The sequence below is a fragment of the Halorubellus litoreus genome (assembly GCF_055378595.1).
Window position 1 is genome coordinate 1,887,033 of the sequence record NZ_AP043836.1, and the last position, 25,436, is coordinate 1,912,468.

Here is a 25,436-nt window from a genome sequence, read left to right on the forward strand (position 1 = left end):
TCGCGACCGCCGTCGGTCGCGGGTTCGCCCGCGCGCTCCGCGTCGCCGTCGCGGTCGGCGAGCGCGCGCTCGACGTGCTCGTCGGCCGCGCTCCGCGCGCCGTAGTCCGCGTCCGCGTCCGGGATGTCGACGCGGTCGCCGTCACCGTCCTCCGCGTCCACCTCGCTGATAGCGCTCGACACGTCGTCCGCCGACGCCACGTCGCCGTCGTCGGTCGCGTCGTCGCGCTCGGTGCCAGCCGACTCGCTCGCGGCCGCGGTCCCCTCGTTCTCCGCGCCGAACTGCGGCCGGTCGTCGTCGTCAGCCTGCCCGAGCAGGCGCGCGGCGAGGTACCGGTACGCTTGCGCCGCCGGCGACTTCGGTTCGTGCACGACCAGCGGCGTCCCCGCGTGCACGCTCTCGCGGACCTTCGGATCCTCGGGTACTGCAACGAGGAGGTCGGTCCCGACCTTCTCCGCGACGTCCTCGGGCGAAACCGGCTCGTTCGGGCGCGTTCGCGTCACCACCATCCCGCCGACGGTGCCGCCGGCGCGCCCGACGAGGTCGACGGTCTTCGTCGCGTCCTGTATCGCCGCCGGCTCCGTCGTCGACACCAGGAGCGTCGCGTCCGCGAGCCCGAGCGGGAGCACCGTCTCGTGACTCACGCCCGCGCCGACGTCCAGGAGGACGAAGTCGAAGCGCTCGCGGAGGTCCGCGACGACGCTCGTCAGTTCCTCTGTCGCGACGTCCGCGTACCCGTCGAGGTCGACGCCGCTCGGGATCGCCCAGATCCCGTTCGCGAGCTCGTACGTCGCCTGGTCGACGGTCGCGGACCCGCCGAGGACGTCGTGCAGCGACGTCCCGCCTGCGTCGAGACTCACGAACCCGGCGAGGTTCGCCATGCCGAGGTCCACGTCGACGATGACGACGCGATTGCCGACGCCAGCCAGTGCCGTGCCCAGGTTCACCGTCGTCGTCGTCTTCCCGACGCCACCCTTCCCACTCGCGATGGCGTACACCGTCTCCTGCGTACTCATTACGAGTCGATACAGTGCTGGTGGAGTAATAAATGGTGGTTCGCGCGGCATCCTCTCGCACGGGTCCCCGTGGCTCGCTCGTCGCGGTCGTCGTTCACTCGCTTCAGGCGCGTTCACGACGCGCGGTTCTCGCGTCGTTCACGCCCGTTCACGTCGTTCAGAACCGCCGAAACTCGGTTCAGAGCGCCTGAAACGCTCGAACTGTCCAGAACGGCGTTCCCCCTTCAAGTGACTCCGAGCACTGGCTTCGAGTGCAACGACCCATGAAATCGACGCAACTCGTCGCGGCCGTCCTCGCCGTGCTCGTCGTGGGCGCGGGAGCGGTCGCGGCCACGCCGGCAGCATCGACGTCTGGACAGACCGCGGCCGACGCCCTCCCGGGCGACGATCACGCCGCGAACGAATCCGACGGCGCGGGCGCGAGCGACGACGCGCCGCCCGCGGACCGCGCTGACGACGACGACGCGGCCGAGAGCGACGAGGACGAGATGGAGCGCGAGGATGACGAGGGCGACAGCGAGGCCGAGCCGGGCGCGAACGCGCCGGTCGACGTCCCGGCGAACGGCGCGAGCGACCGGTCGCTCCCCGAGCAGGCCAGCGACACCGCCAAGACCGTCCAGTCCACCATCGCGGACTGGTTCGGCGCGAACGAGAGCGAGCGCGAGCACGACTCGCTCGGTGACGCCCTCTCCAGCGTCGTCGGCGGCGACGACGACGAGGCGGCGAACGCGAGTGCGGACACCGACGCCGACGCGGACGCGAAGGTCGACGCTGACGCCGAGGCAGGCGCGAACGCTGACGCGGACGCCGAGGCGAACGCTGACGCGGGTGCGAACGCGAGCGCGACCGGTCAGGAGCAGGCGAGCGAGAACGCGAACGAGAACGGCCTCGTCAACGCCGTCGTCTCGTTCCTCGCCGGCGACGACGCCGACGCGTGACCGACGCCGTGCGACCCCCGCGGCTGACGCCCCCCGCTGACGCCTCCCCGCGGCCCCGACCCACGCTGTAATCGACCTCGTTTCTTCGAGTCCCCGTCCTCGACAGCGACAGCCACACCGGGACGGACGTGGTGGCTGCTGACACCACTACGCGCGATGGCTGCGGTCGATTCCGACAGCGCCCGCTGTGGCGCACACGGCCGCGAGCGTGGCCGTGCGACCGTTTCGCGGACAAGGAACAGTTACTTACGCGCACGTCGGTGATTTATATCCAATGAGTCAGCAAGAGGGCGAGGAACAGTCCGACCGGAAGAAGTACGAGTTCCAGAAGGTCATCGAGGACCTGCAGGCCCACGAGGGATCAGGAACGCAACTCGTCACGATCTACGTCCCGGAGGATCGCCGGATCTCGGACGTCGTCGCGCACATCACCCAGGAGCACAGCGAAGCGTCGAACATCAAATCCAAACAGACGCGGACCGCCGTCCAGGACGCGTTGTCGTCGCTGAAAGCGCGACTGAAGTACTACAAGGACCCGCCGGAGAACGGGATGGTGCTGTTCTCGGGCGCCATCGACTCCGGCGGCGGCCAGACCGACATGAAGACCGAGGTGCTGGAGTCGCCACCGCAACCCGTGGAGTCGTTCCGGTACCACTGCGACAGCGAGTTCCTCACCGAACCACTCGAGCACATGCTCGCCGACCAGGGCCTCTACGGGCTCGTCGTCCTCGACCGCCGCGAGGCGAACGTCGGGTGGCTCCGCGGGAAGCGCGTCGAACCCGTCAAGTCAGCGAGCTCGCTCGTCCCGGGGAAACAGCGCAAAGGTGGCCAGTCCGCCCAGCGGTTCGCGCGCCTCCGGCTGGAAGCCATCGACAACTTCTACCAGGAGGTCGCGGAGATGGCCAACGAGCTGTTCGTCCCCGAACGCCACGAGCTCGACGGCGTGCTCGTCGGCGGCCCCAGTCCGACGAAGGACGAGTTCCTCGACGGCGACTACCTCCACCACGAACTCCAGGATTCGGTGCTCGGGAAGTTCGACGTCGCGTACACCGACGAATCCGGCCTCTACGACCTCGTCGACGCCGCGGACGAAGTGCTCGCGGACGCCGAGATCATGGAGGACAAGGACCTCATGGAACGGTTCTTCAAGCAACTCCACGACGGGAACAAGGCGACGTACGGGTTCGAGCCGACGCGCCAGAACCTCGTCATGGGGTCGGTCGAGACGCTCCTCATCAGCGAGGACCTCCGGCAGGACGTCGCCGTCTTCGACTGCGGGAACACCGAGGAGTACGAGACCTTCGACGCGCGGAAGGCGACGCCGAGTCACGAGTGCGAAGACGGGTCGACTGCCGAGTTGGAGGAACGCGAGGACGTCATCGAGTTCCTGATGGCGATCGCCGACCAGCGCGGCACCGAGACGAAGTTCATCTCCACGGACTTCGAGAAGGGCGAACAGCTCCTCAACGCGTTCGGTGGTATCGCTGGCTTGCTCCGGTACGAGACCGGCGTCTGATCGCGTCGAACGACGGTCGAGCGGTCGGCTGACTCCTCGTTCTCGCCGTCCTCATACTCGAACGCCAGCTTGAGAGGTGTTTGCCTCCCGGACCTGGCGACGCGTTCGACGTCGACGACGGGACCGTGTCAAATCAAGACCGCCGATTCCCCCGTGGTGAGTGTGTTGCCCGTTGGCGGGCGGACTCCGCCGACGCGCCGAACGACACGGCCCCGTAGGTCGAGCACGGGTAAATCGTCACGCACCGACCGGATGCACGCACCGCGAAAACCAGTACTTGTATCTACCGGTGCGGTCGGGGTGAGCTGGCGATATCGACCTCGTCGCGGTCGCCGACTTACTCCATGAGCTGCTCGAGTTGCTTGCGGCGACGGCCGATAGCGACACGCGGCTGGAGCGACCCCTCGTTCTCGAGGTCCTCCAGTATCAGCATCGCGTCCACGCCGTCCGCCGCGAGGTCCTCGACGACCGTCTCGATGTTCGAGCGGTTCAACGCCAGCGACGACAGCATCCCCACGACGAGCGCCATCCGCACGCCCGCCGTCCCGGGCGGGAACGACTCCACGATGTCCTCGAATCGCACCTCGTCGGCCGACTGTGCGTTCGCCGGATTCGCCGCGGACACCGTCAGGCACTGCGTGCAGATCGTCGCCGCGTCACCCGGCGCGAACTCGCGCAGGTCCGCAGGCACCTCGAACGCAGTCACGTCACCACGACACTCGGAGCATTGCATAATCACCCCGACACGCCCGACCGCCTAAAAACTAGTCTGCGAGACGCCCCGAATCCCTGGGTCAGTCAGCGTCGACGGTCTCGGTCTCTCGATTCAGTCCGCGTCGACGGTCTCGGTCTCCGCCGCTTCCGCTTCCCGCGCGGCTTCCTCCTCGGCTTTCTCCTCGGCTTCCTTCTTGTCCTTGATCTTCTTCAGGCGGAAGATCTCCTCGCGCTCTTGCTCCTCGAGCTTCTGCTCGATGTACTCCTGGTTGTCGTAGAGTTCGGGGAGGAGCTTGAACTCGAGCGCGTTCACGCGGCGCTTGGTCGTCTCGATCTCCTTCAGCATCTTCTTCATCGCCGTCTCGACCTCCGCGGCGAGGATGATGGACTCGAGCAGGTCCTCGTACGCTTCCGCGGCCTCGTCGATGCGCGCGGAGGTGCCGAGGACGCCGTAGCCGCGCTCGTCGAGACTCTTCTTGACCTTCGAGGACTCGATCTGGGGGACGACGACGCCCATGATGTTGTTCGACTCGGTCGTGATCTCGGGGTGCTCTTTGAGTGCGGCGGCGGCGCCGCGGACGGTGACGTCGCCTTCCATGGCGCGCGCCATGTTGATCTTCTTCTGGGCGGTCTGGTAATCCTGCTCCAGGCCGCCGCGGACGTCCTGGGCCTTGTCGAGGATGTCCATGAACTCCATGATGAGCCCGTCGCGCTTCTGCTCGAGCGTGTCGTGGCCGCGCTCGGAGAGCTCGATGCGGTCCTCGATCGCCATGAGGTTCTTCCGAGTCGGCTTGACGTCCTTGGCCATTACGCGCCAGTTGCGTAGCCAGCCTGTTAACCCTTTACGATTCCAGCGGGTGTGAGCGTGCGAGCGGGCCGCTCGCGGCAACGTTCGCCAGCGGCCCGGTCGCGGGTCCCGGGGGCTTCGAGGGGGTTCGCGAGCGTGCTACCAGATGCCCTGGTATCGGTCCATCCCGGTGACGACGACGACGTGCGGGAGGGTGAGGACGGCGATGCCGACGAGGTAGACGCCGACGAGGCCGGGGAGGGTGGTGGGCGTGGCGGGGGCGAGTGCGGCGAGTGCGGCGAGGACGAGGAGTGCGCCCGCGGTGAGGGGGGCGGCGTCGCGGGCGAACGCGGCGAGCGCGCCGGTGGTGTTCCCGCGTTCGAGCGCGGCGCTTGCGGTGTCGTCGACGGCGACGAGGCGCGCGACGTGCCTGAGTGCGTGCCACGCGGAGAAGTACGCGCCGACGGCGAGGATGGGGGGGACGAGGAGGAAGAAGGCCCAGAGGACGAGGGTCTCGGCGACGTCGACGACCCACGCGGTGGTGGCGCCGTCGGCGCGGTAGCCGTTCGCGAGCGCGAGGACGGAGAGTGCGCCGACGCCGGCGGCGACGGCGAGGCGGGTGTCGGCGGTGAACAGCCACCCGATGGCGTCGGTCGACGCGCCGAACGGGGCGACGAACCACCCGAGGACGCGCTCGTACTGGCCGGGGAACGCGACGAGCGGTATCGTCATGGGGAGCGCGCCGCGGACCGCGGCGGTGAGCGCGCGCTGGACGCGCCCGTGCGGGTGCCGGCCGTCGAAGAGCGCGACGAGCGGGTAGATGTCGCCCTGGCCCCAGTGCGCCCACGTCAGGATGACGAACGCGACCGCGGCCGCGACCGGGGCGACGAACCACGCGACGGCGTACGCCCCACCGACGACGGCGTAGAGCGCGCCGACGCGGAGCTGGTGGGCGCGCGTCGCTGGCCGGCCGCCGGTTCGTGCGAGCGCGAGGTGGTCGACGGCGCCGTGTGGGAGTCCGAACAGGACGACGCTCGCGACGAGCGGGACGAGCTGGACGACGAGCGGTGGTCGGTCGACGCCCGCGGCGAACGCGACCGCGAGGACGCCGACGACCACCCACGACGGGAGGAGCGCGAGCGCGACGAGCCGGTCGCGGACGCCCGAGGACGTCGACGACCGGGCGCGATAGCCGCTCTCGGTCATCGTGGCACGCCCTCGCCACGGGTCGTTCGGGGGCGAACGAACCGGCGGAGCGGTGCGGGGACGGCGGCGGCGGGTGCGGCGTACACCCACCGGAGGAGGACGAGGCTCTGCACGACGAAGACGTTCGTCACGAGGAAGAACAGGCCCTCCTCGACGGGGAGCCCGAGCACGAGCACGCCCGTGGTGTAGGTCTCCGAGAGCGTCCAGACGCCCGCGTCGATCGCGACGCGGTCGGCGACGCAGAGGTATAGCGTCGGCGCGAGCACGCCGAGGAGGAACGTCTTCCGGGCGCGCACGAGGGCCGGCCAGCCGAACGCCCACTGGACGCCGAGGACGGGGCCGGCCCACGCGAGGATGGCGCCGAGGTACAGCGTCTGGCCGCCCTGGAGCACCCACGCCAGCCCGAGTGCCGTGACGGCGGCGGCGGTGAGCGCGCCCGCGACGCGCTGGCGACGCGAGATGCTGGCGCCGGAGACGTCGACGAGCCCGAGACTCCCCACCCACAGCGCCGTGAGGATCGACTGGAGGACGAAGAACGCGTACTCCTCGACGGGCGCCCACCACAGTCGCGCGAGCACCGTCCCCTCGCCGTACGTCCACACGCCGCGTGCGACGAGGTAGTTGTCCCACGGCGTCGTGTACGCGACCGCGAGCACGACGACGACCGGCGTCCCGACCTTCAGCGTTCGCGTCCACTCGTCCAGGCCGCGCACCCGCCGGAGGACGGCGACTGCCGCGAGCGCCGGCACCACGAACGCCAGGTGGAAGACGACGTACGTGAGCGCGTCGGTCACGCGCACTCACCCCAGGGACGGGCGCGAGGCGAGTGACCTGGGTGACCCTGGACGCCACGAGGCGAACGTCCGCCGGACGAGTGTATCGAGTGCATGATGACTTCGGGTACGAAAAAACCGCGTCGCGGTAGTGTCAGTCCGCCGTGGTCGCGCCGCTCGGTGCTTCGGAAGCGGTGTCGGCCTCGTCGAGGATCGCGTGGCTCGACAGGAGGATGAACCCGAACCCGACCTTCGCGACCAGGTCCAGGACCATGAACCCGGCCGTCTCGATGCCGAGTCCGACCGCGCCGACGCCCTCCGTTCCGATAAGCCACCACACGGGGTAGACGAGCCAGATGACGGTCAGCATGTTCCGTAACAGCCGGAACTTCGACTGCGCTTCGCCCGAGAGGTTCCGAGCCTGCTGGGTGAGGTTCCGGAAGAGGAACACGAGGAGCACGAGCAGGAACGCCGTGCTGACGCCCCACCAGATGAGTCGCTGCGCGCCCGTGGAGAGCGCGGCACCCTGGAGGTCGCCCGTGAGGGTCGCGACCGCGCCGGTCCCGATCATCGCGACGTCGAGGCCGACGAGCGTGTAGATGGTGTTCCGGTCAGCGCCCGCTAGCAGCCCGAGGTCGTACAGGAGTAGCGGGGTCGTGAACAGCCAGTCCGTGTATCGCGCCCAGTAGATGGGGATCTCCTCCCCACCGACGACGACTGTCGTCAACCCGTACCCGAGCGCCATCGCGAGATAGTTCGCGAACGCGATCGCGGTGATGAATATCGTCGCGATGTAGAACTTCTGTCGTCTCTCGTTCTCTACGCCCCAACCCCGGGCGATGAAGTACACCATCCCGAGGAACATTCCCGCGGTGCCGATCCACAGCCACAGTGCTTCGCCTCCTGGTGATGCCATGCTACACCAACACGTATGCGAGGGACCGAACTAACTCCACCACCGGAAATTTCCGACCCTCCCGACCAGTCTTTATAAGGGACCGTCGGTCGGGGCGATGCCGTCCACGACTTCGCCCACGACCTTCCCGAGCGCCGCCCGCAGATGCTCGTGGAACGTCGACGTCGACACGCCCATCGACGCCGCGAGCGTCTCCCCGCTGACCGCTCTCGGCGTCTCGAAGAACCCCGCCGCGTGCGCTCGAACGAGCGCCGCCCGCTGCCGGTCCGTGAGGTCCGCGTCCAGCGCCGCGACGAACTCGCGACGCGTCCGAACCGACCGCTCGCCCGACCGGTACGCCGAAAGCGTCGCCCCCGGGAACCGCGACTGGACCGTCGACACCACGTCACGCCCATCGCAGCCCGCGGGGATCGACAGGACGAGCGACGCCCCATCGCCGTCCGCCGAGAGCGACGTTACCTCGACACCCCGCGCCGCAAGCCCCTCGACGAGCTCGCCCATCGACCCCGTCATCGACACCAGACACCCGTCCTCGCCGTCCACCACCACGGACGTCGACAACTCGGGGAACTCCGCGGCCGTCTCCAACACGGTCGCCGCGTCGACACCGGACACGTCCCACAGCACCGACACCTCGCCGTTCGCGACCTCCGCACCCGCGAACGAGACCTCGCACTCGCGGCCCGCCGCGAGCACCACCGGGAACAGCTCCGACCCCGAGACGTCCAACCGCGCCTCCGCGACGCCATCCGCCACCACGCGCTCGTGGGACTCCACCGCGTTGATCGCCGTCGCCACCGTCCGCCCCACGGACGCCAGCACCACGCGCTCGTGCTCGTCGAACGCGCCCTCCTCGTCCGCGTACACCGCGAGCACGCCGTACGTCACGTCACCGTACGAGAGCGGGACGACCGCGACCGACCCGTAGCGGTCCGGCCACTCCGGGCCGTGCAGACGTCCGCCCACGCACTCGCTCGCGTCCCGCAACTGGAGTGCGTTCGACGCAACCGCCGCCACCACCGGGTCGTCGTCGTCGAACGACAGCGACACCTCGTCCACGCGCCGGGGCGCACCCGCCTCCCCACCGAACCCCACGACGGGGTCGACGGTCTCACCGGACAACCCGTACTCGCCGACCCACGCGAACGCGTACTCCGGCGTACTCGCCACGCACCGACACACCTGCGCCTGCAACTCCTCGCGCGTCGACGCCTGCACGACAGTCGCCGACACGTCAGCGAGCAACCCGTCGACGCGACTCAGCACCGCCTCCAACGCCATCCGCTCGTCGCGGTACGCGCGCGCCCGCTCCCGCGCCGCCCGCTCCGCGTGCTTCCGACGCGTCACGTCCAACTGGAACCCGACGTAGAACGCGACCTCGCCGTCGTCGTCGAACAAGGGCGCCAGCTCGACGCGATTCCAGAACAACTCGCCGTCCTTCCGGTAGTTCCGTAACGTCACCGTCACCGGCTCCGCCTCGGCGACCGCCGCCCGCATCTTCGCGACCGGCGCCTCCCGCGTCTCCGGCCCCTGCAGGAGCCGACAGTTCCGCCCGATGACGTCCTCCCGACTGTACCCCGTGATGCGCTCGTACGCGTCGTTCACGTACACCAGCGGGTTATCCGGGAGCGACGGATCGGTGAGGGTGATGCCGACCGGCGCCGCGTCCATCGCCTGCTGCTTGACCGCCTCCGTCACCGGGACCGCACGCGCCGCCTCGCGCCGGGACGGCACCGGCTCCTCCTCGAACACGCTCGACCCACCATCCGCCAGGACAACCCGACCCGACCGACGGCTCTCGTGCGCTCGCATACCCAACGTACGACACGACCAACCAAGTCCCTACACCCCGACCAGTTACCCACCACAACCCACGAACCAACCGATTGCAGTCGCTCGTCGACGACCAGAGAACGAGAGAAACCGAGAGAGCGCGCGACCGCAGTCAGTCCGCGGCGACTTCCTCGCCGACGTCCTCGACGTAGTGCTCCTCGATGAGTTCCTCGTCGACGCGGTTCAGCTCCGTCTTCGGGAGCATCGACAGCAACTCCCAGCCGATGTCGAGCGTCTCGTCGATCGACCGGTCCGTCTGGAAGCCCTGGTCGACGAACTCCGCCTCGAAGCGGTCCGCGAAGTCCAGGAACTTGTTGTCGCGCTCGCTGAGTGCCTCGCGACCGACGATGTTCACGAGGTCACGGAGGTCCTCACCTTCCGCGTACGCCGCGTACATCTGGTCGGAGACGTCCGCGTGGTCCGCGCGCGTGAAGCCCTCGCCGATACCGTCGTCCATCAGGCGCGACAGCGACGGCAGGACGTTCACCGGCGGCTTCAGTCCCTGACTGTTCAGGTCGCGGTCCATCACGATCTGGCCCTCCGTGATGTACCCCGTCAGGTCCGGGATCGGGTGCGTGTCGTCGTCGCCGGGCATCGTCAGGATCGGGATCTGCGTGATCGACCCCTCGACGCCCTTGATGCGACCCGCACGCTCGTAGATCTGCGCCAGGTCCGTGTACATGTACCCCGGGTAGCCACGACGGCCCGGGACCTCCTCGCGCGCCGCACCGATCTCGCGCAGCGCCTCACAGTAGTTCGTCATGTCCGTGAGGATGACGAGCGTGTGATAGCCGTGCTCGAACGCGAGGTACTCCGCGGTCGTCAACGCGAGTCGCGGCGTGACCGTCCGCTCGACTGCGGGGTCGTCCGCGAGGTTCATGAAGACCACCGAGCGCTCGAGCGCACCGGTGCGCTCGAAGTCAGCCATGAACTCGTTGGCCTCCTCCTGCGTGATACCCATCGCGCCGAAGATCACCGCGAACTCCGACTCCTCGTCGTCGTCGCCGCCCTCGGACTCCTCCGGGACCGTCGCCTGCCGCGCGATCTGGAGCGCCAGGTCGTTGTGCGGGAGACCGGACCCCGAGAAGATCGGGAGCTTCTGGCCGCGAACGAGCGTGTTCATGCCGTCGATACCCGAGACACCCGTCTGGATGAACTCCTCGGGGTACTCGCGAGCGTACGGATTGATCGCCTCACCGACGATGTCGCGCCGCTCCTCCGGAACGATGTCCGGGCCACCGTCGATCGGGTTCCCGGACCCGTCGAGCACGCGCCCGAGGAGGTCCTCGGTCACGGGCATCTTCATCGTCTCGCCCAGGAACCGAACGGACGAATCCATGTCGATACCAGAGGTTCCCTCGAACACCTGGATCGCGACCAGGCCCTCGCTGGACTCCAGCACCTGCCCGCGGCGCGTGTCGCCGCCGGGCGTCTCGATCTCGACCATCTCGTCGTAACCGATGGCCTCGTCGACCTCCGCGAACACGAGCGGACCGGAGATCTCCGTGATTGTTTGGTATTCCTTCATGGTCAGTAGAGTTCACGCAGCTGGTTCGACAGGGACTCCTCGAGGTCGTCCACGAACTCGGGGACCTCGTCGTCCTCGGTCGACGCGATACGGTTCAGCTTCGGTGCCGCATCCACGTTCTGGATCTCCTCGACCGGCACGCCAGCGTCGAGCGCCTCGGCGGCCTCGTCGTTGAAGTGCTTGATCGCCTGCAGGATGCGGTAGGTCTTCTCGGGCGGACAGTACTGGTCCACCTCGATGAACGCGTTCTGCTGGAGCCACGCCTCGCGGAGGTACTTCGCGACCTCCAGGATGAGGCGCTGGTCCTCGGGGAGCGCGTCCTTCCCGACGAGCTGGACGATCTCCTGGAGTTCGCCCTCCTCGTCGAGGATGTCGACCGCCCACTGGCGGATCTCCGGGAAGTCCTCCGCGACGTTGTCGCGGTACCACGGGTCGAGCTGGTCCTTGTACAGCGAGTAGGACTCGTCCCAGTTGATAGCCGGGAAGTGACGCCGTTCCGCGAGGTCGGCGTCCAGCGCCCAGAACGTCTTCACGATACGGAGCGTGTTCTGCGTGACCGGCTCGGAGAAGTCCCCACCCGGCGGCGACACCGCGCCGATGACCGAGATGGAGCCCTCGCGACCGTTCACGGTCTCGAAGTACCCCGCACGCTCGTAGAACTGGCTGAGGCGCGCCGCGAGGTAGGCCGGATAGCCCTCCTCGCCGGGCATCTCCTCGAGACGCGAGGAGATCTCGCGCATCGCCTCCGCCCAGCGGCTCGTCGAGTCCGCCATCAGCGCCACGTCGTACCCCATGTCGCGGTAGAACTCCGCGATGGTGATACCCGTGTACACGCAGGACTCCCGGGCCGCAACCGGCATGTTCGACGTGTTCGCGATGAGACAGGTGCGCGCCATGAGGGCGTTCCCCGTCTGCGGGTCCGGGAGCTCCGGGAAGTCGTCGATGACCTCCGTCATCTCGTTCCCACGCTCACCGCACCCGATGTAGACGACGATGTCCGCGTCAGAGAACTTCGCCAGACTCTGCTGGGTCACCGTCTTCCCGGAGCCGAACGGTCCCGGAATCGCCGCCGTCCCGCCCTTCGCGAGCGGGAACAAGCCGTCCAGGATACGCTGCCCGGAGACCAGCGGCGTCGTCGGCGTCTGCTTGTCGCCAGCAGGACGGGCCTCACGGACCGGCCACTCCTGGCGCATCTGGACCTCCTCGCCCGAGGAGAGCTCCGCAACCGGCTCCTCGACCGTGAAGTTCCCCGCCTCGATGGCGACGACCTCGCCACCCTCGTAGTCCGGCGGGACCATGACCTTGTGCTCGATCGTGACCGTCTCGTCGACGACCCCGATCACGTCACCCGCCTCGACCTCGTCGCCTTCCTCGACGGTCGGCTCGAACTCCCAGGTCTTCTCCAGGTCGATACCCGGCGCGTCGACGCCACGGTCGAGGAACGCCGAGTTCATCTTCTCCTCGAGCACGTCCAGCGGACGCTGCACACCGTCGTAGATGGTGTCCAGCATCCCCGGCCCGAGGTCGACGCTCAACGGCTCGCCCGTGTTCTCGACGGGCTCACCCGGCGCGACCGCAGACGTCTCCTCGTACACCTGAATCGTGTACAGGTTCCCTTCGATCTCGATGACCTCGCCCATCAGCCCTTCGTCGCCCACGTAGACGACGTCGTTCATCCGGGCTCCGAGGTCCGTGGCGGTCACGACCGGACCACTCACGCTCTCGATCTGGCCGTCCTCGCGGACGTCAGTGTCTGTTGCTTGACTCATATTAGTCCTCGTCCATCAGGTCGATACCGATCGCTCGCTTGATCTGCTCGCGCAGCCCGCTCGAGCCCGCACCACCGCCGAGCGTCACGAACGTCGGCTCGATACTCGTATCCACGATACTCCGCGGCTCCCGGGACAACTTCGCGACGTCCTCGTCGTGCATCACGACGATGCCGACGTCCTGATCGCGCGCGACCTCGCGGACCGCGTCGTCCAGCGCCTCCACGTCGTCACCGTCCTCGACGTTGTGGAACTTCCGGACGCCAGCGAGCCGGAACCCCGTCGTGAAGTCCGGCGTCCCGATGACGGCGATCTCCTGACTCATATCGTGACCAGCTCCTTCTCGATCTCGTCCTCGCTCAACCCGGCCTCCCGTCCGCGCGCGATAGCGCGGATGTTGTTGACCTCGCGCTCCTTCGCGATGACGTAGGAGAGCACGGGCGTGATCGAGAGCGGGTGCACGTGACTCAGGTGGTCGGCGTACTCCTGGAGTGCCGCGTCCAGCGCACGCTCGAACCCGATGAGGCTGTCCGCGTCCTCGAGCTCCGCGAGCGCCTGCCCGAGTTCGTCACCGTACTCGCTGTCGCGGATGACGGACACGAGCTCGCTCGAACTCGACACGAGCGACGACAGCTGTCCTTCCGAGAACAGGTCACCGCCCTCGATGTAGTACTCCGCGGGGTCGAGGTCCGCGCCGCTTCGCGCGAGCCGGAGCGCGTTCCGCGCGTTCCGGAAGTCGATCTCGGCCTTCAGGAACCCCGCGTACAGCGCGAGTGCACTGTCGGGCTCGTAGTCGCCGAGCTCCGCGATGAGGTTCTCGTAGAACGCACGGTCCGCGGCGTTCTCCAGGGGCACGAGGACGTCCGTCTCCTCGTACTCGGGGAACGCCGCTTCCATGCCGCTCTCGAAGATCGTGCCGTCGAGCAGCTCGACGACGCCCTCGATGGACTGCGCGTCCAGCAAGCGCTCCAGGAAGCGGTCGTCGAACTCGCCCGCGCGGATGAGGTCGGACGCGACCTCGTCGCGCGGCGCGTCCGAGTAGATACCGCGAAGCACGGTCTTGACGTTCCACGCGTCGAACTTCCGCAGGTACGACGCGATCTGCTCGTAGAGACTCCCACCGGCCCAATCGAGGATGTCCTCGAAGTTCTCCGCGAGGTTCCGGTTCAGCGAGTACTCGATGAGGTCCACGCCGCTGTGACGCGACCCGAGCGCGTTCATCTCCGCCTCGTACTCGGACTCCTCCATGTACCGAGAGATCTCGCTCGGTCCCATCCGGACGAGCTTCCGGTAGTCCTCGTCGTCGAACAGCTTCGCACGGCGGGCCCGGATGCGCGCGTTCACGTACTCCGGATTGGCTCCCTGTGCGCTGCTCATTCTTCCTCGTCGAACAACCGGTTACTGATGTCTCTGAGGTTGTCCTCCCAGACGTCCTCCAGGAGGGAGTCGAACGTGTTGTTCACGCGAACCCGACTCTCGTCGGCTTCGACGACGACGCCACCGAGGCAGTCGTGGACGCCAGCGACCTCGTAGCCGTCGTAGTCCGCGACCACGTCGGCGAGCAGGTCCTGGTCGTCCTCGCGACCGTACACGCTCACGCTCTCCTCGTCCTCGAACTCGACGCTCGCAGCGTCGAGGAGTGCGGCCGTGAGTTCCTCGCGGCGCTCGCCCTCCATCGACGCGAGCGCATCCTCGACGCGCTCGCGGACGTCCTCGAGGACGTCGCGACGAGCCTCGAGACGCATCTGCTTCGCTTCGAGCTTCGCGCTGGAGAGCTTCTGTTCTCGCTCCTGTTCGACCGTTCGTTCCGCCGCGCGCTTCGCCTCCTCGATCGTCTCCTCGGCGTCCGCTTCCGCCTGCTCGACGATCTCGTCAGCCTCCGCTTCAGCGTCCGCTCGTATCTCTTCCGCACGCGCGCGGGCTTCGTCCCGGATGTCCTCAACGACTGTATCCAGACTCATTGTGGGAAAACGAAGCGGTTGATTACCCGACGAACAGCGGGACGAGCGCCAGGATGACGAGCGTCTCGGGCAGGACCGTCATCAGGATAGCGATACCAGTGGAGATCGAGTCCTCGGCGAGCGCGCCGATGGCGGCTGCGCCGATACCACGCTCGGCGTACCCGGAGCCGAGTGCGGCGAGGCCGATGCCGATCGCGGCAGCGGCGGGCTTTTCGAGGGCGGGCGACGAACTGCCCGTTGTCTCCTGCAGTGCAACACCGAGATTGAGTACGTGTTCTGCGAGTTCCATCATAGTTTGCGTAGTCCTCCGTGTCTACCAGACAGGTCGTACTGGCCACAGCGCACCCATAAAACTTCCCAAAGAAATCGGGCAGTACCGGCTGTATAACCGTGAAAAACCGGAGGCAGATATAAAGACGTTTTCGGTCTCGACCGGCGAGACCGCTGGGACGTGTTGCGCGAACGAAAGGAGCGGTGGCGAGGTCAGTCCTCGGTCGTGTGCTCGCGCTCGTACCCGAACGGCTCGAACGCGCGACCGCCACCCTCGTAGAACTTGTTGAAGAACTCGACGAACTCGAGACGCACGCCCTGCAGGCCGGCGCTCGTCACGCCGAGGATGAGGACGAGCAGGTGCCCGACGACGAAGATGACGACGCCGAGGACGGCGAACGCCACGCCGCCGTGGACGAGGCCGCCGAACAGGATCTCGCCGTGTTCGACGCCTTCCGGACCGTAGCTCGTCATGTAGTGGATCTCGCCCTCGTACTGGTATGCCCCCCAGAACAGGAGGTTGACGACGAGCGCCATCCCGGCCTTCGCGAGCAGCACGCCCGCCATCCGGATGTACGACAGGACGTTCACGAGCGCGTTCGGCGTCTCCAGCAGCCCGATGATGAGTCCGATGAAGCCGTACTCCTGGTACTCGCCGTAGAGGATGCCGGCGATGCCGACGAACCCGAGTCCGAAGAGGCTCGCCCAGCCGACGCTCGCGGGCAGGCCGCTGGCGGACGACAGGATGTGCGCCTCTGCGAGCGGCGCGAACAGGATGTCGCGCTTCTGGTCGATGAAGGTGTTACTGAACATCCATCCCCAGACGCCAACCATCAGTAACCACCACGCGAGGTTGTGCGTGAACGCGTCCACGAGGCCGTGACTCCGGTCGTTCCAGAACCCGAACCAGAAGCCCACGGTCATGTGGACGATACCGGCGACGAGGCTCAGCACGAGGAACGACCGCGCGTAGTAGCCGAACGCGGGCTGGAGGCCCTTGTGCAGCGGCGGCCCGGCGTCACCGAACAGGACCTCGCCGAGGACGTGCATCCCGAATATCTCGCCGTACAGCACGCCGAACAGCATCGTGAAGCCGCCCGCGAACATCGCGATAGCGCCGATGCCCTTGATGATCTCGGACTCGAACTTGCTGTAGATACCGTACCCGGCGGCGGTGTAGAGGATACCGTACCCGAGGTCCCCGATCATGAACCCGTAGAAGAACGGGAACGTCAGCATGATGATCATCGTCGGGTCGATCTCGGAGTACTTCGGGACGCCGACCATCTTCGTCAGCGGCTCGAACGGCTTCGAGAGCGCGTCGTTCTCCATCACCGTCGGCGGCTGTTCGTCCATCGACACCGCACTGCCGCCGTCCGTGACGGCTTCCGTGTGCTCGGGTTCGCCGTGCTGGTCGTAGTCAGCGCGCTCCAGCTCCTCGACGTCCGCGCGGTCGCCGACGGCGTCACCGACGGCCGCGCGCAGCGAATCCACGCGGTCGGTCGGAATCCAGCCTTCGGCGATGAACGCGTTCTCGGTCGTCGCGAACTGTAGCGGCGCCTCCGAGCGCTGCACGTCGATGCTCAGGCGTTCCTCGGCGGCGAGCAGGAAGCTCGCGACCTCCAGGCGGAGGTCGTCGAGCTCGTCCTCGACCGTGTTCAGCTTCGACTCGAGACGCTGCTTGCGATGCCGGAGCTCCTCTACGTACTCCGAGGGATTCCCTTCAGCGTCCTCGGGGACGTCGATGGTCGTGAAGTCGACGCCGACGAGGAGGTCGTCGAGGAAGTCCTCGCGGGCGTTCGACTCGGGGTAGACGTAGACGGCGACGACGCCATCTTCCTCCTCGACCTCGAACTCGCGGACGACCGCGGCACCGCGGAGCGCCTCGCGGACGCCGTCGGCGTCGCCTTCGCCGACGCGAACCTCGAGACTGTCGTAGCCGGAGAGGAGATGGAGGGGCGTCCCGAGCGTCGCGAACGGCGCCATCGAATCGACCTGCTCCTCGACGTCGCGGAGCTCGTCCTCGAGTTCGTCGCGGCGGTCGTCGAGCCGGTTCGCCTCCTGGCGGACCTCCTCGAGTTCCTCCTCGAGCGCTTCCTCGGTGACGATGCGGCTCGGGCCGGCGTCCGCGGCGTCGACCTCGAGGATGTTCTCGAGCGACCGAACCGTCACGAGCTTCTCGGAGGCCTCCTCGGCGCCCTCGACCGGGTCGCCGTTGTCGAAGCCCTCCCAGGAGCCGTCGTAGTTGCTGAGGTGGACGAGGTTCAGTTCGTGAACTGCCTCGATGACGTCGTCCATGACCGCCTTGGACCCCGTCACCGAGACCTTACTCATCCGCTCAGGTCTGAGCATGTACCTCCTCCGTGAAGCGCTCGAGGACGAAGTCGACGACGTCGTCGACTCTGCCCTCGGCGCGAGACCGGAGGCGCTCGCGTTCTTCCTCGCCGTCCTCGAGGATGCGCTCGCGCTCGGTCTCTATCTCTTCGCGGGCGTCCTCGAGGCGGTCCGCCTCGAGCGCTCGCGCCTCTTCTTCGGCCTCCTGCCGGATGTCTTCGGCACGTTCGCGGGCGTCGGAGATGCGTTCCTCGCGGTCGGCCTCGGCCTCCGCGATGATGTCGTCGGCCTCTCCTTCGGCCGTCTTGATGCGTTCGAGAACCTCTGGCCTCGGCATGGTATGAACGTTCGAGAGTTACAACAGCGCCTATTTGGTAGTTGCGAAAGGCAGTCGCGGGATTCCGGCGCAGCGGTCGTCTCGCCGGGACTTCCACGGTCGCGCTGTGGCCGGAATCAGCAATACTTTGGTCGCGCCGCTCGAAGCGCGAGCAATGGGAGTCCTCGAAGACAAAGCGCGAGCGCGGTTGTTCTACAAGTACCTCTCGAAGGTGTACGACACGATCAACCCGTTCATCTGGAACGAGGAGATGCGGACGGAAGCGATCGGGATGCTGGACATCGAGCGCGACGACCGCGTGCTGGACGTCGGGTGTGGGACGGGGTTCGCGACGGAGGGCTTGCTGGAGGTCGTCGACGAGGTCGTTGGCCTCGACCAGAGTCCTCACCAGTTGGAGAAGGCGTACGCGAAGTTCGGGAAGCACGGCGACGTCCGGTTCCATCTCGGTGACGCGGAGCGTTTGCCGTTCGAGGACGACGCGTTCGACGTGGTGTGGTCGAGCGGGAGCATCGAGTACTGGCCGAATCCCGTCGAGACGCTCCGGGAGTTCCGCCGCGTCTGCAAGCCCGGCGGACAGGTGCTCGTCGTCGGCCCGAACTACCCGAAGTCGAGCCTCTTCCAGAAGCTCGCGGACGCCATCATGCTGTTCTACGACGAGGACGAGGCGGACCGGATGTTCCACGACGCCGGGTTCGAGGACGTCACGCATCGCCTGATGGGGCCGTCGTACGACCCGGACATCGCCATCACGACGGTCGCGCGCGTCCCGGACGACGAGGACGCTGACGCGTCCGCGACGGCGACGTCAGAGGTCGAGGCGGACGCCTGAGGGTTCGGACGCAACGTGGTTCTCCCGGTCATTCTCGCTCGGCGAGCGGTTGCGCTGGCGCGCGCGACGAGCGCGTCGGCGGCGTAGACGGCGACGACGACGCGGTCCCCGGGCGAAATCGCGGGGTCGTTCGTGCTCGCGAGCGCGACCGACGCGGTCGTACCGGCGGTCCACGCGCCGTCGTACCCGCGGTTGAACGGCCCCGTGGGACCTGGCTCGAACCCGACGGCTGCGAAGAACGGCACCGGCGGCTGGTGCGCGAGGCGACTGCCGTCGATGGTCACGACGACACGCAGGTCGGCGACGTCGAGCGCGTCACCGCCGCGGTGTTCGAGGACCAGTTCGTCGCTTGCGGCGTCGACGCCGAGCCCGATGCGTGCGTTCGGCGCGGGCTCCTGGGGGGCGACGCCGACGGCGAACGCGACGGCGACGCCGCTCGCGAGCACGACCGTCAACGCGACGACGAGGACGACGCCGACCGCGGGACTGACCGCGCGAACGTCCGCTGGACTGACCGAAGGCACGCCGACCGTGGCCGCGGCTCCGCACTTGAACCCTCGGTGCCGAAACGGACTCCAGCCACGAACGAGTCGAACGTCAAACGTGCACGATACCCACTCCCCGTAGCGTCAGTCACCGCCCGAAGAAACGGCGGCCTGGAGGCCGCCGGATGCTCGTGGAGTCAGGCAGGCAGGAGGAAACGGCGGCCTGGAGGCCGCCGGATGCTTGTGCGGTCCGTCAGTCCATATCGACGTACGTGAACCACTCCTCGTGGTCGTCCGTACGGCCTTCGACGAGGTCGAAGTACGCCTGCTGGAGTTCCTCGGTGACGGGTCCGCGGGTCCCGTTCCCGATGGTGACGTTGTCGACCTTCCGGATGGGCGTGACCTCTGCCGCCGACCCCGTGAAGAACAGTTCGTCGGCGGTGTTGAGTTCGCCGCGGGAGACGGAGACGTTGTCGTGGACCTCGTACCCGCGTTCTTCGGCAAGCGTGATGACGGTGTCGCGCGTGATGCCGTCGAGGATGCTCTCAGAGAGGCCGGGCGTGTAGATCTCGCCGTCGTTCACCATGAAGAGGTTCTCGCCGGGTCCTTCGGCGACGTTCCCCTCCTTGTTGAGGACGATCGCTTCGGGGTAGCCGTTCCGGCGGGCCTCCTCGCCGGCGAGCATGCTGTTCACGTAGAGGCCGGTGGTCTTCGCGTTCGTCGGAATCTGGCTCGACGCGTGCTTGCGCCACGACGAAACCATCACTTCGATGCCGTTCTCGAGCGCGTCCTCGCCGAGGTACGTCCCCCACGGCCAGCACGCGATCGCGGTGCGCGTCGGGCAGTCACCGGGCGACACGCCGAGGCTCTTGTAGCCGTAGAACGCGATCGGGCGGACGTAGCACGACCGGAGATCCTGCTCGCGGATGAGCGTCTTCGTCGCCTCCGTGATCTCCTCGGGCTCGTGGTCGATCTCCATGTCGTACGGCTTGCAGGACTCGTAGAGTCGGTCGACGTGCTCCTCCCAGCGGAAGAGCGCCGGGCCGTTCTCGGTATCGTAGCAGCGCGCGCCCTCGAAGACGCCGCTCCCGTAGTGGAGGCCGTGCGTGAGGACGTGAATCTGCGCGTCGTCCCAGTCCACGTACTCGCCGTCCATCCAGATCGTGTCGACGTCCATCTCGTCGAAGCCAGCCATAGTCGACGAATTGAGTGCCTAGGATAAGAGTGTACCCGGTTTCGGTTCGCGCAAAAGTATCCGACGTCGGCCGTCTCCGCGGTCGGTCAGCGGAGTGCGGCGACGAGGTCGCTGCCTTCGACGTAGGGGATGCCTTCGCGGTCGGCGTACGCGCGGGCGTCGCTCGGTGTGGTTGCGCCGCCGGTCTGGTCGTCGAGCATCTCGCAGACGACGGCCGCGGGTTCGACGCCGGCGGCGTCGGCGAGTTCGAGCGCGAGCTCGGTGTGGCCTTCGCGCTGGGCGGTGAGGTCGGGGGCGGCGCGCAGCAGGTGGACGTGACCGGGTGCGCGGAACTCGCTCGCGAAGTCGAACGCGGCGGCGTCGCCGGCGCGGGCGTCGGCGGCGGCGTCGGCGAGTCGCGTGATGGTGAGTGCGCGGTCGTCGTCCGTGATACCGGTGAAGGTGTCGACGTGGTTCACGGTGAGGGAGAACGACGAACGGTCGTCGTACTGGAGGTCGTGGTCGGCGGCGAGGTCGTGGTCGATGACGTCCTGCGCGAACGGAAGGTCGTAGGCGGCGGCGACGTCGTCGGCGAGCGCGACGCAGACGAGGCCGCCGGCGTCGTTCCGCATGCGGCGGACGGCGTCGGCGTCGACGCCGCTCGCGGGGTAGACGATGTCGGTCTCGCCCTCGCGGTCGGCGGCGTCGTGGATGCAGACCGGGTCGCCGCGCGCGAACGCGTCGATGGCCGCGTCGACCGCACCGCCTGCGCTCTCGTCGTTCGTTGTCGCGTCCCCGTCGCCCGTCGCGGCGTCGTCGCCGGCGTCCTCGGCGGTCGGTGTCGCGTGGTCGGTGTGGGTCATTGCGTGCCCTCCACGGTGACGGTGACGTGGTCGTCGTCTTCGAGGTCGAGGACGTCCCGGAGCTTCTCGGGCGCGATGAGTTCCAGCTGGTCGTCGTCGTGGTGGGTGCGTTCGGGGGCGATGGTGTGGACGGTCTCGTGGACGTCGCCGTCGGCGGTCTCGACGGTCGCGGGATAGCAGACCGCGGGGCCGTACGTGCGGTCGTCGTCTTCCCACCCGTCGATGGGGACGGGGTCCATCGCGTCGAGCGCGCGGCGGCGGCGGACGCTCGCGTCGGTGAGGTCGACGTTCAGCGTGCCGGGGAACGGTTCGTACCCGAGGCGCTCCTCGAACTGCGCCATGTACCCGGGGAGGGTGATGTAGTGACGGCCTTCGCCCATGCCGCTGGTGACGCGCCCTTCGAGTTCGACGGTGCTGTGGCCTTCGAAGATGCTGCGGTAGTCCTCGTACTCGCGGCGGAGGCCGCGTTCGCCCGCGTCGGTGAGCGCGACCCACTGGCCGTCGCTGACGGTCTCGCGGGTCACCCAGCCCGCCGTCTCGAGGCGTTGCAGGCGTCGGGAGGCGGTCTGCGTGGAGGCGTCGAGCTGCTCGGCGAGGGTCGTGCAGGTCGTCTTGACCTCGCCGGTGAGGGCGCCGTCCATCGCGAGGCGTTTGGCGACGGCGACCTCGTCGTGCCCGACGTCGGACGTGGTCTCTTGCATACGAGTAGGTTCGAACCCACCCCGGATAAGCATAACGAATACGGTATGCGTCCCGATTCTGTTATGGGGTGCGTTCCGTGAGCGTGACGCGACCGCAGGAACGAGACTCGAGTTGAGAGTTTGCGCGCTCCTCGCTTAAACGCGTCGGTCCACGCAGGTGCTGTCGAACCGGTGGCAAGAGCGTTTATTATCGTCGGCGTCTCAGTAGCGGCAACGACGCAGGCACCGACCATGCCGCCTGAGTCGGGGGAAACAGACCGGTGCAATCGACGACAGCGAACGTCCTCCACGTCACGACCAGCGAGCACGAACCGACCCTCGAGAGCACATCGTACGACGTCCACTACGCGACGGACGCAGCGACCGCACTCGACGTCCTCGACCGCATCGACGTGGACGGCGTCGTCCACGACGCCACGGCCGACGACTGGCGGCTCGACGCGCTCGAAGCCGTCGTCGACGCGACCGACGCCCCCGTCATCGCCCGGTCGCCCGAGCCAGACGGCGAGTACGCGTCCGCCGTCAGCGCACGCGGCGCCACCGGCTACTGCACGCACGCCGACGACCTCGCCGCCCGCCTCGACGCGCACCTCGACAGGCAACCGACCGTCGACCAGGCTTGGTATCGGCGACTGCACGACGCCGTCACCGAACCAGCGGACGACTTCGAGACCATCGTCGAACGGCTCCTCGACGTCGGCTGCGAACGCCTCGATCTACCGTACGGCTTCCTCACGCGGTTCGAGGGCGACGAACAGCACGTCACGACCGCCATCGGCAACCACCCTGACCTCCAGACGGGCGCGGTCGCGCCACTCCCCGAATCCTACTGCCAGTACACCGCCGCGACCGACGACGGTTTCCTCGCGCTCGCCGACGCAGAGACCGACCTCCCCGACAGCGACCCCTACGAGCGCTTCGGGCTCGGCTGCTACGTCGGCGGGACCGTCGAACGCGACGGCGAACTCTACGGGAGCCTCTGCTTCGCCGGCGACCCCGCCCGTACCGAATCGTTCGACGAAGCCGACCGGACGTTCGTCGAGTTCACCGTCGAACTCTGCGAGCACGAACTGGAACGCCGCCGGCATCACGCCGACCTCGAAGACGCCCGCGAACGCTACGAGCGCGTCGTCGAACGCATCGACGACGCGTTCTTCGCGCTCGACGACGACTGGCGGTTCACGTACGTCAACCAGCGCGCCGAAGGCCTCCTCGACGCCGACCCGGACGCGCTCGTCGGCGAACGCATCTGGGACGAGTACGACGACATTCACGCCGAACGGTTCCGCGAGCGCTACGAGCGCGCGATGACCGAACAGACGCCGGTCGTCTTCGAGGAGTACTACGAGCCCCTCGACGCCTGGTTCGAGGTCGCCGCGTACCCCGCCACGGACGGACTGTCCGTGTTCTTCAAGAACGTCAGCGACCGCAAGCGTCGCGAGACGGAACTCACGGGGCTCCTCGAGACCACGCGGAACCTCTTCGCGGAGACCGACCGCGACGCCATCGCGAACGCCGTCGTCGACGCCATGCAGGACATCCTCGGGTACGACTACGTCGCCCTCCGGCTTCACGACCCGGAGACGGACACGCTCTCGGTCGCCGCGAGCACCGACCGACTCGACGCCGACCTCCCGGACCGTCCCACGTACCGCGTCGGCGAGGGCGGACCCGGGGAAGCGTTCGCGCGAGGCGAGATCGTCGAACGCGAGGTCGACGGCGACGACGCCATCGGGCCGCTGACCGCCGCCCGCTACTATCCTATCGACGACCACGCCGTCCTCACCGTCGCCTCGCGGTACGACGAGCGCGCCGTCACCGAGACCGAACGGCAACTCACCGAGATCCTCGTCACGAACGCCGCCGCCGCGTTCGCCGACGCCGAACGAAAGCACGTCCTCGAACGGTACGAGACCGTGCTCGAGAACGTCCAGGACATGGTGTTCGTCCTCGACGACGACGGTCGGTTCGCGTTCCTCAGCTCGCCGCTCGCGGCCGCCGTCGACGTCCCGCGGACGCTCCTCGAAGGAACGCATCTCGCTGCTATCCTCGACGCCGAAACCGCCACCATCGACGCCGCGCTCGCGGCCATCCGCGAGAGCGCGGCCGCCGAAACCTCGGTCGAGACCGTCCTGAACGCGCCACGCCCGTTCCCCGTGCGCGTCGACGTCGCCGCGCTCCCCGCGGACGACGAGGACGCCGTCGTCGGCGTCGTCCACGACATCAGCGACCTCACGGAGACGCGCGCTCGCCTCGAGACCGAGAACGCGCGCTTCCGTCAGCTGTTCGAGTCCCTCCCCGACCCCGTCGTCGAGAACCGGTTCGTCGACGGTGAACCGATGATCGAGCGCGTCAACCCCGCGTTCGAGGACGTCTTCGGGTACGACGAGCGCGAGCTCGTCGGCGAGTCCATCAACGACTTCATCGTCCCGGACGACCGCGGCGAGGAGGCGCGGCGGCTCGACGCCAGCACCGTCGACGTGGAATCCGAGGGAGCGACCGTCGTCACCCGCGAGATCGTCCGTCAGACGAGTCAGGGGACGCGGCACTTCCTCTTCCGCGGCATCTCGTACCTCGACGGCGACGTCCACCGCGGGTACGGCATCTACACGGACATCACGCCCCAGCACGAGCGCGAACGCCGCCTCCAGGTCCTCAACACCATCCTCCGGCACAACCTCCGGACGGAGATGACGCTCGTCTCCGGGTACGTCGACCAGCTCGCCGCGAGCAGCGACGAACGCGAGTACGCGGACCGCATCCGGGACGCCGTCGACGAGGTCGTCGCGCTCAGCGACAAGGCCCGCGAGCTCGAACGCGCGCTCGAGGAGACGCCGGACCCGGCGCTCGTCGACGTCGTCACGCACGTCGAGAACGGGATCGCGGACGCGACGAGCGACCACCCCGAGCGCGACGTCGCGTTCGACGCCGACCCGGCGACCGCCGTCGCCGACCACCGGCTCGAGGTCGTCGTCCAGAACCTCGTCGAGAACGCGTTCGAGCACGGCGCGGGCGACGTCACGGTCTCCGTCACCACCACGGACGCGACCGTCGAGATACGCGTCGGCGACGACGGTCCCGGCATCCCCGAGTTCGAGCGCGAGCTCGTCGGCGGCGACCGCGACATCACGCAACTCGAGCACGGGAGCGGGCTCGGCCTCTGGATCGCGACGTGGCTCCTGGACGCGTTCGATGGCGAGCTCCGGTTCGAGGACGACGCCAGCACCGTCGTCGCCGTCCTCCCGCGCGCCGGCGACGACACCCACCCGCCGCTCGCCGCCGAACGCGACGAGTCCGCGAACGCGACCGACGAGGAGGGGTCTGCGAACGCCACGGAGGACTGAGCGCGGTCGCAGCCCCGGCGCGTGCCGTCCGAAGCGCCAGCGCGCCCGTGCCTCGACCCTCGGCGTGGTCGGCGCGCCGCGGCAAACCGGGAAGCTTACGAACGAATGCCTTTCGAGATAATTCTGATACGTTCATCAAGAT

General features: G+C 67.9%; 21 protein-coding genes and 2 pseudogenes. 4 read left to right on the plus strand and 19 right to left on the minus strand.

Features of this window, described 5'->3' with window-relative positions; all coding sequences use genetic code 11:
- Positions 1-149: 149 nt before the first annotated feature.
- Positions 150-1,016, minus strand: a pseudogene (gene minD, locus ACZ48X_RS13600) (cell division ATPase MinD); the annotation flags it as partial.
- A 263-nt stretch (positions 1,017-1,279) separates the two neighbouring features.
- Here minD and ACZ48X_RS13605 point away from each other — a divergent pair.
- Positions 1,280-1,954: a hypothetical protein gene (locus tag ACZ48X_RS13605; RefSeq protein ID WP_336349199.1), complete on the plus strand. Its 675-nt coding sequence runs from the start codon at positions 1,280-1,282 to the stop codon at positions 1,952-1,954.
- A gap of 274 nt (positions 1,955-2,228) precedes the next feature.
- Positions 2,229-3,470 carry a peptide chain release factor aRF-1 gene (gene prf1 / locus ACZ48X_RS13610; RefSeq protein WP_336349198.1) on the plus strand — a complete coding sequence of 414 codons (1,242 nt, stop codon included), beginning with the start codon at positions 2,229-2,231 and terminating at the stop codon, positions 3,468-3,470.
- 337 nt (positions 3,471-3,807) lie between these two features.
- On the opposite strand, the gene ACZ48X_RS13615 is transcribed toward prf1, so the two are convergent.
- From ACZ48X_RS13615 to ahaH, 14 genes are all read right to left on the minus strand, one after another.
- A complete protein-coding gene (locus tag ACZ48X_RS13615) occupies positions 3,808-4,203 on the minus strand; it encodes a DUF6276 family protein (protein WP_336349197.1) in 396 nt (131 codons plus the stop codon).
- A 93-nt stretch (positions 4,204-4,296) separates the two neighbouring features.
- Positions 4,297-4,992, minus strand: a complete 696-nt coding sequence (locus tag ACZ48X_RS13620) for a V-type ATP synthase subunit D (RefSeq protein ID WP_336349196.1) — start codon at positions 4,990-4,992, stop codon at positions 4,297-4,299.
- Between the two features lie 138 nt (positions 4,993-5,130).
- Positions 5,131-6,177 carry a Brp/Blh family beta-carotene 15,15'-dioxygenase gene (locus ACZ48X_RS13625; RefSeq protein ID WP_336349195.1) on the minus strand — a complete coding sequence of 349 codons (1,047 nt, stop codon included), beginning with the start codon at positions 6,175-6,177 and terminating at the stop codon, positions 5,131-5,133.
- Positions 6,174-6,971, minus strand: coding sequence for a lycopene cyclase domain-containing protein (locus ACZ48X_RS13630; RefSeq protein ID WP_336349194.1), 798 nt, complete (start codon positions 6,969-6,971; stop codon positions 6,174-6,176). Before ACZ48X_RS13630 ends, ACZ48X_RS13625 begins: the two co-directional genes overlap by 4 nt.
- Positions 6,972-7,104: 133 nt before the next feature.
- Positions 7,105-7,866: a bacteriorhodopsin gene (locus ACZ48X_RS13635; protein WP_336349193.1), complete on the minus strand. Its 762-nt coding sequence runs from the start codon at positions 7,864-7,866 to the stop codon at positions 7,105-7,107.
- Positions 7,867-7,938: 72 nt separating this feature from the next.
- Entirely contained in the window at positions 7,939-9,618 is a 1,680-nt protein-coding gene (locus ACZ48X_RS13640; protein ID WP_336349192.1) for a bacterio-opsin activator domain-containing protein, read from the minus strand.
- A gap of 193 nt (positions 9,619-9,811) precedes the next feature.
- Positions 9,812-11,227: an ATP synthase subunit B gene (locus ACZ48X_RS13645; RefSeq protein WP_336349191.1), complete on the minus strand. Its 1,416-nt coding sequence runs from the start codon at positions 11,225-11,227 to the stop codon at positions 9,812-9,814.
- A 2-nt stretch (positions 11,228-11,229) separates the two neighbouring features.
- A complete protein-coding gene (locus tag ACZ48X_RS13650) occupies positions 11,230-12,996 on the minus strand; it encodes an ATP synthase subunit A (protein ID WP_336349190.1) in 1,767 nt (588 codons plus the stop codon).
- Between the two features lies 1 nt (position 12,997).
- Positions 12,998-13,321 carry a V-type ATP synthase subunit F gene (locus tag ACZ48X_RS13655; protein ID WP_336349189.1) on the minus strand — a complete coding sequence of 108 codons (324 nt, stop codon included), beginning with the start codon at positions 13,319-13,321 and terminating at the stop codon, positions 12,998-13,000.
- Complete coding sequence (locus ACZ48X_RS13660) at positions 13,318-14,373, minus strand: V-type ATP synthase subunit C (RefSeq protein WP_336349188.1); 1,056 nt, start codon at positions 14,371-14,373, stop codon at positions 13,318-13,320. Before ACZ48X_RS13660 ends, ACZ48X_RS13655 begins: the two co-directional genes overlap by 4 nt.
- Complete coding sequence (locus tag ACZ48X_RS13665; RefSeq protein WP_336349187.1) at positions 14,370-14,957, minus strand: V-type ATP synthase subunit E; 588 nt, start codon at positions 14,955-14,957, stop codon at positions 14,370-14,372. The genes ACZ48X_RS13660 and ACZ48X_RS13665 overlap by 4 nt, the downstream gene beginning before the upstream one ends.
- Before the next feature lie 22 nt (positions 14,958-14,979).
- Complete coding sequence (locus ACZ48X_RS13670) at positions 14,980-15,249, minus strand: F0F1 ATP synthase subunit C (RefSeq protein ID WP_336349186.1); 270 nt, start codon at positions 15,247-15,249, stop codon at positions 14,980-14,982.
- A gap of 191 nt (positions 15,250-15,440) precedes the next feature.
- Positions 15,441-17,579, minus strand: a complete 2,139-nt coding sequence (locus ACZ48X_RS13675) for a V-type ATP synthase subunit I (RefSeq protein ID WP_336349185.1) — start codon at positions 17,577-17,579, stop codon at positions 15,441-15,443.
- Entirely contained in the window at positions 17,566-17,898 is a 333-nt protein-coding gene (gene ahaH, locus ACZ48X_RS13680) for an ATP synthase archaeal subunit H (protein WP_336349184.1), read from the minus strand. The genes ACZ48X_RS13675 and ahaH overlap by 14 nt, the downstream gene beginning before the upstream one ends.
- A gap of 154 nt (positions 17,899-18,052) precedes the next feature.
- On the opposite strand from ahaH, the gene ACZ48X_RS13685 reads away from it, so the two are divergent.
- Positions 18,053-18,727, plus strand: coding sequence for a methyltransferase domain-containing protein (locus tag ACZ48X_RS13685; protein ID WP_336349183.1), 675 nt, complete (start codon positions 18,053-18,055; stop codon positions 18,725-18,727).
- A 281-nt stretch (positions 18,728-19,008) separates the two neighbouring features.
- On the opposite strand, the pseudogene ACZ48X_RS13690 reads toward ACZ48X_RS13685, so the two are convergent.
- The 4 genes and pseudogenes from ACZ48X_RS13690 to ACZ48X_RS13705 form a co-directional block, all read right to left on the minus strand.
- Positions 19,009-19,251, minus strand: a pseudogene (locus ACZ48X_RS13690) (type IV pilin domain-containing protein); the annotation flags it as partial.
- A gap of 214 nt (positions 19,252-19,465) precedes the next feature.
- On the minus strand, positions 19,466-20,407 hold the full coding sequence (locus tag ACZ48X_RS13695; RefSeq protein WP_336349182.1) for a branched-chain amino acid transaminase: 942 nt from the start codon (positions 20,405-20,407) through the stop codon (positions 19,466-19,468).
- Positions 20,408-20,493: 86 nt separating this feature from the next.
- Complete coding sequence (gene ribB, locus ACZ48X_RS13700; protein ID WP_336349181.1) at positions 20,494-21,249, minus strand: 3,4-dihydroxy-2-butanone-4-phosphate synthase; 756 nt, start codon at positions 21,247-21,249, stop codon at positions 20,494-20,496.
- Positions 21,246-21,950, minus strand: a complete 705-nt coding sequence (locus tag ACZ48X_RS13705) for a DUF120 domain-containing protein (RefSeq protein ID WP_336349180.1) — start codon at positions 21,948-21,950, stop codon at positions 21,246-21,248. Before ACZ48X_RS13705 ends, ribB begins: the two co-directional genes overlap by 4 nt.
- Positions 21,951-22,210: 260 nt before the next feature.
- On the opposite strand from ACZ48X_RS13705, the gene ACZ48X_RS13710 reads away from it, so the two are divergent.
- A complete protein-coding gene (locus ACZ48X_RS13710) occupies positions 22,211-25,294 on the plus strand; it encodes a PAS domain S-box protein (RefSeq protein ID WP_336349179.1) in 3,084 nt (1,027 codons plus the stop codon).
- Positions 25,295-25,436 lie beyond the last annotated feature (142 nt).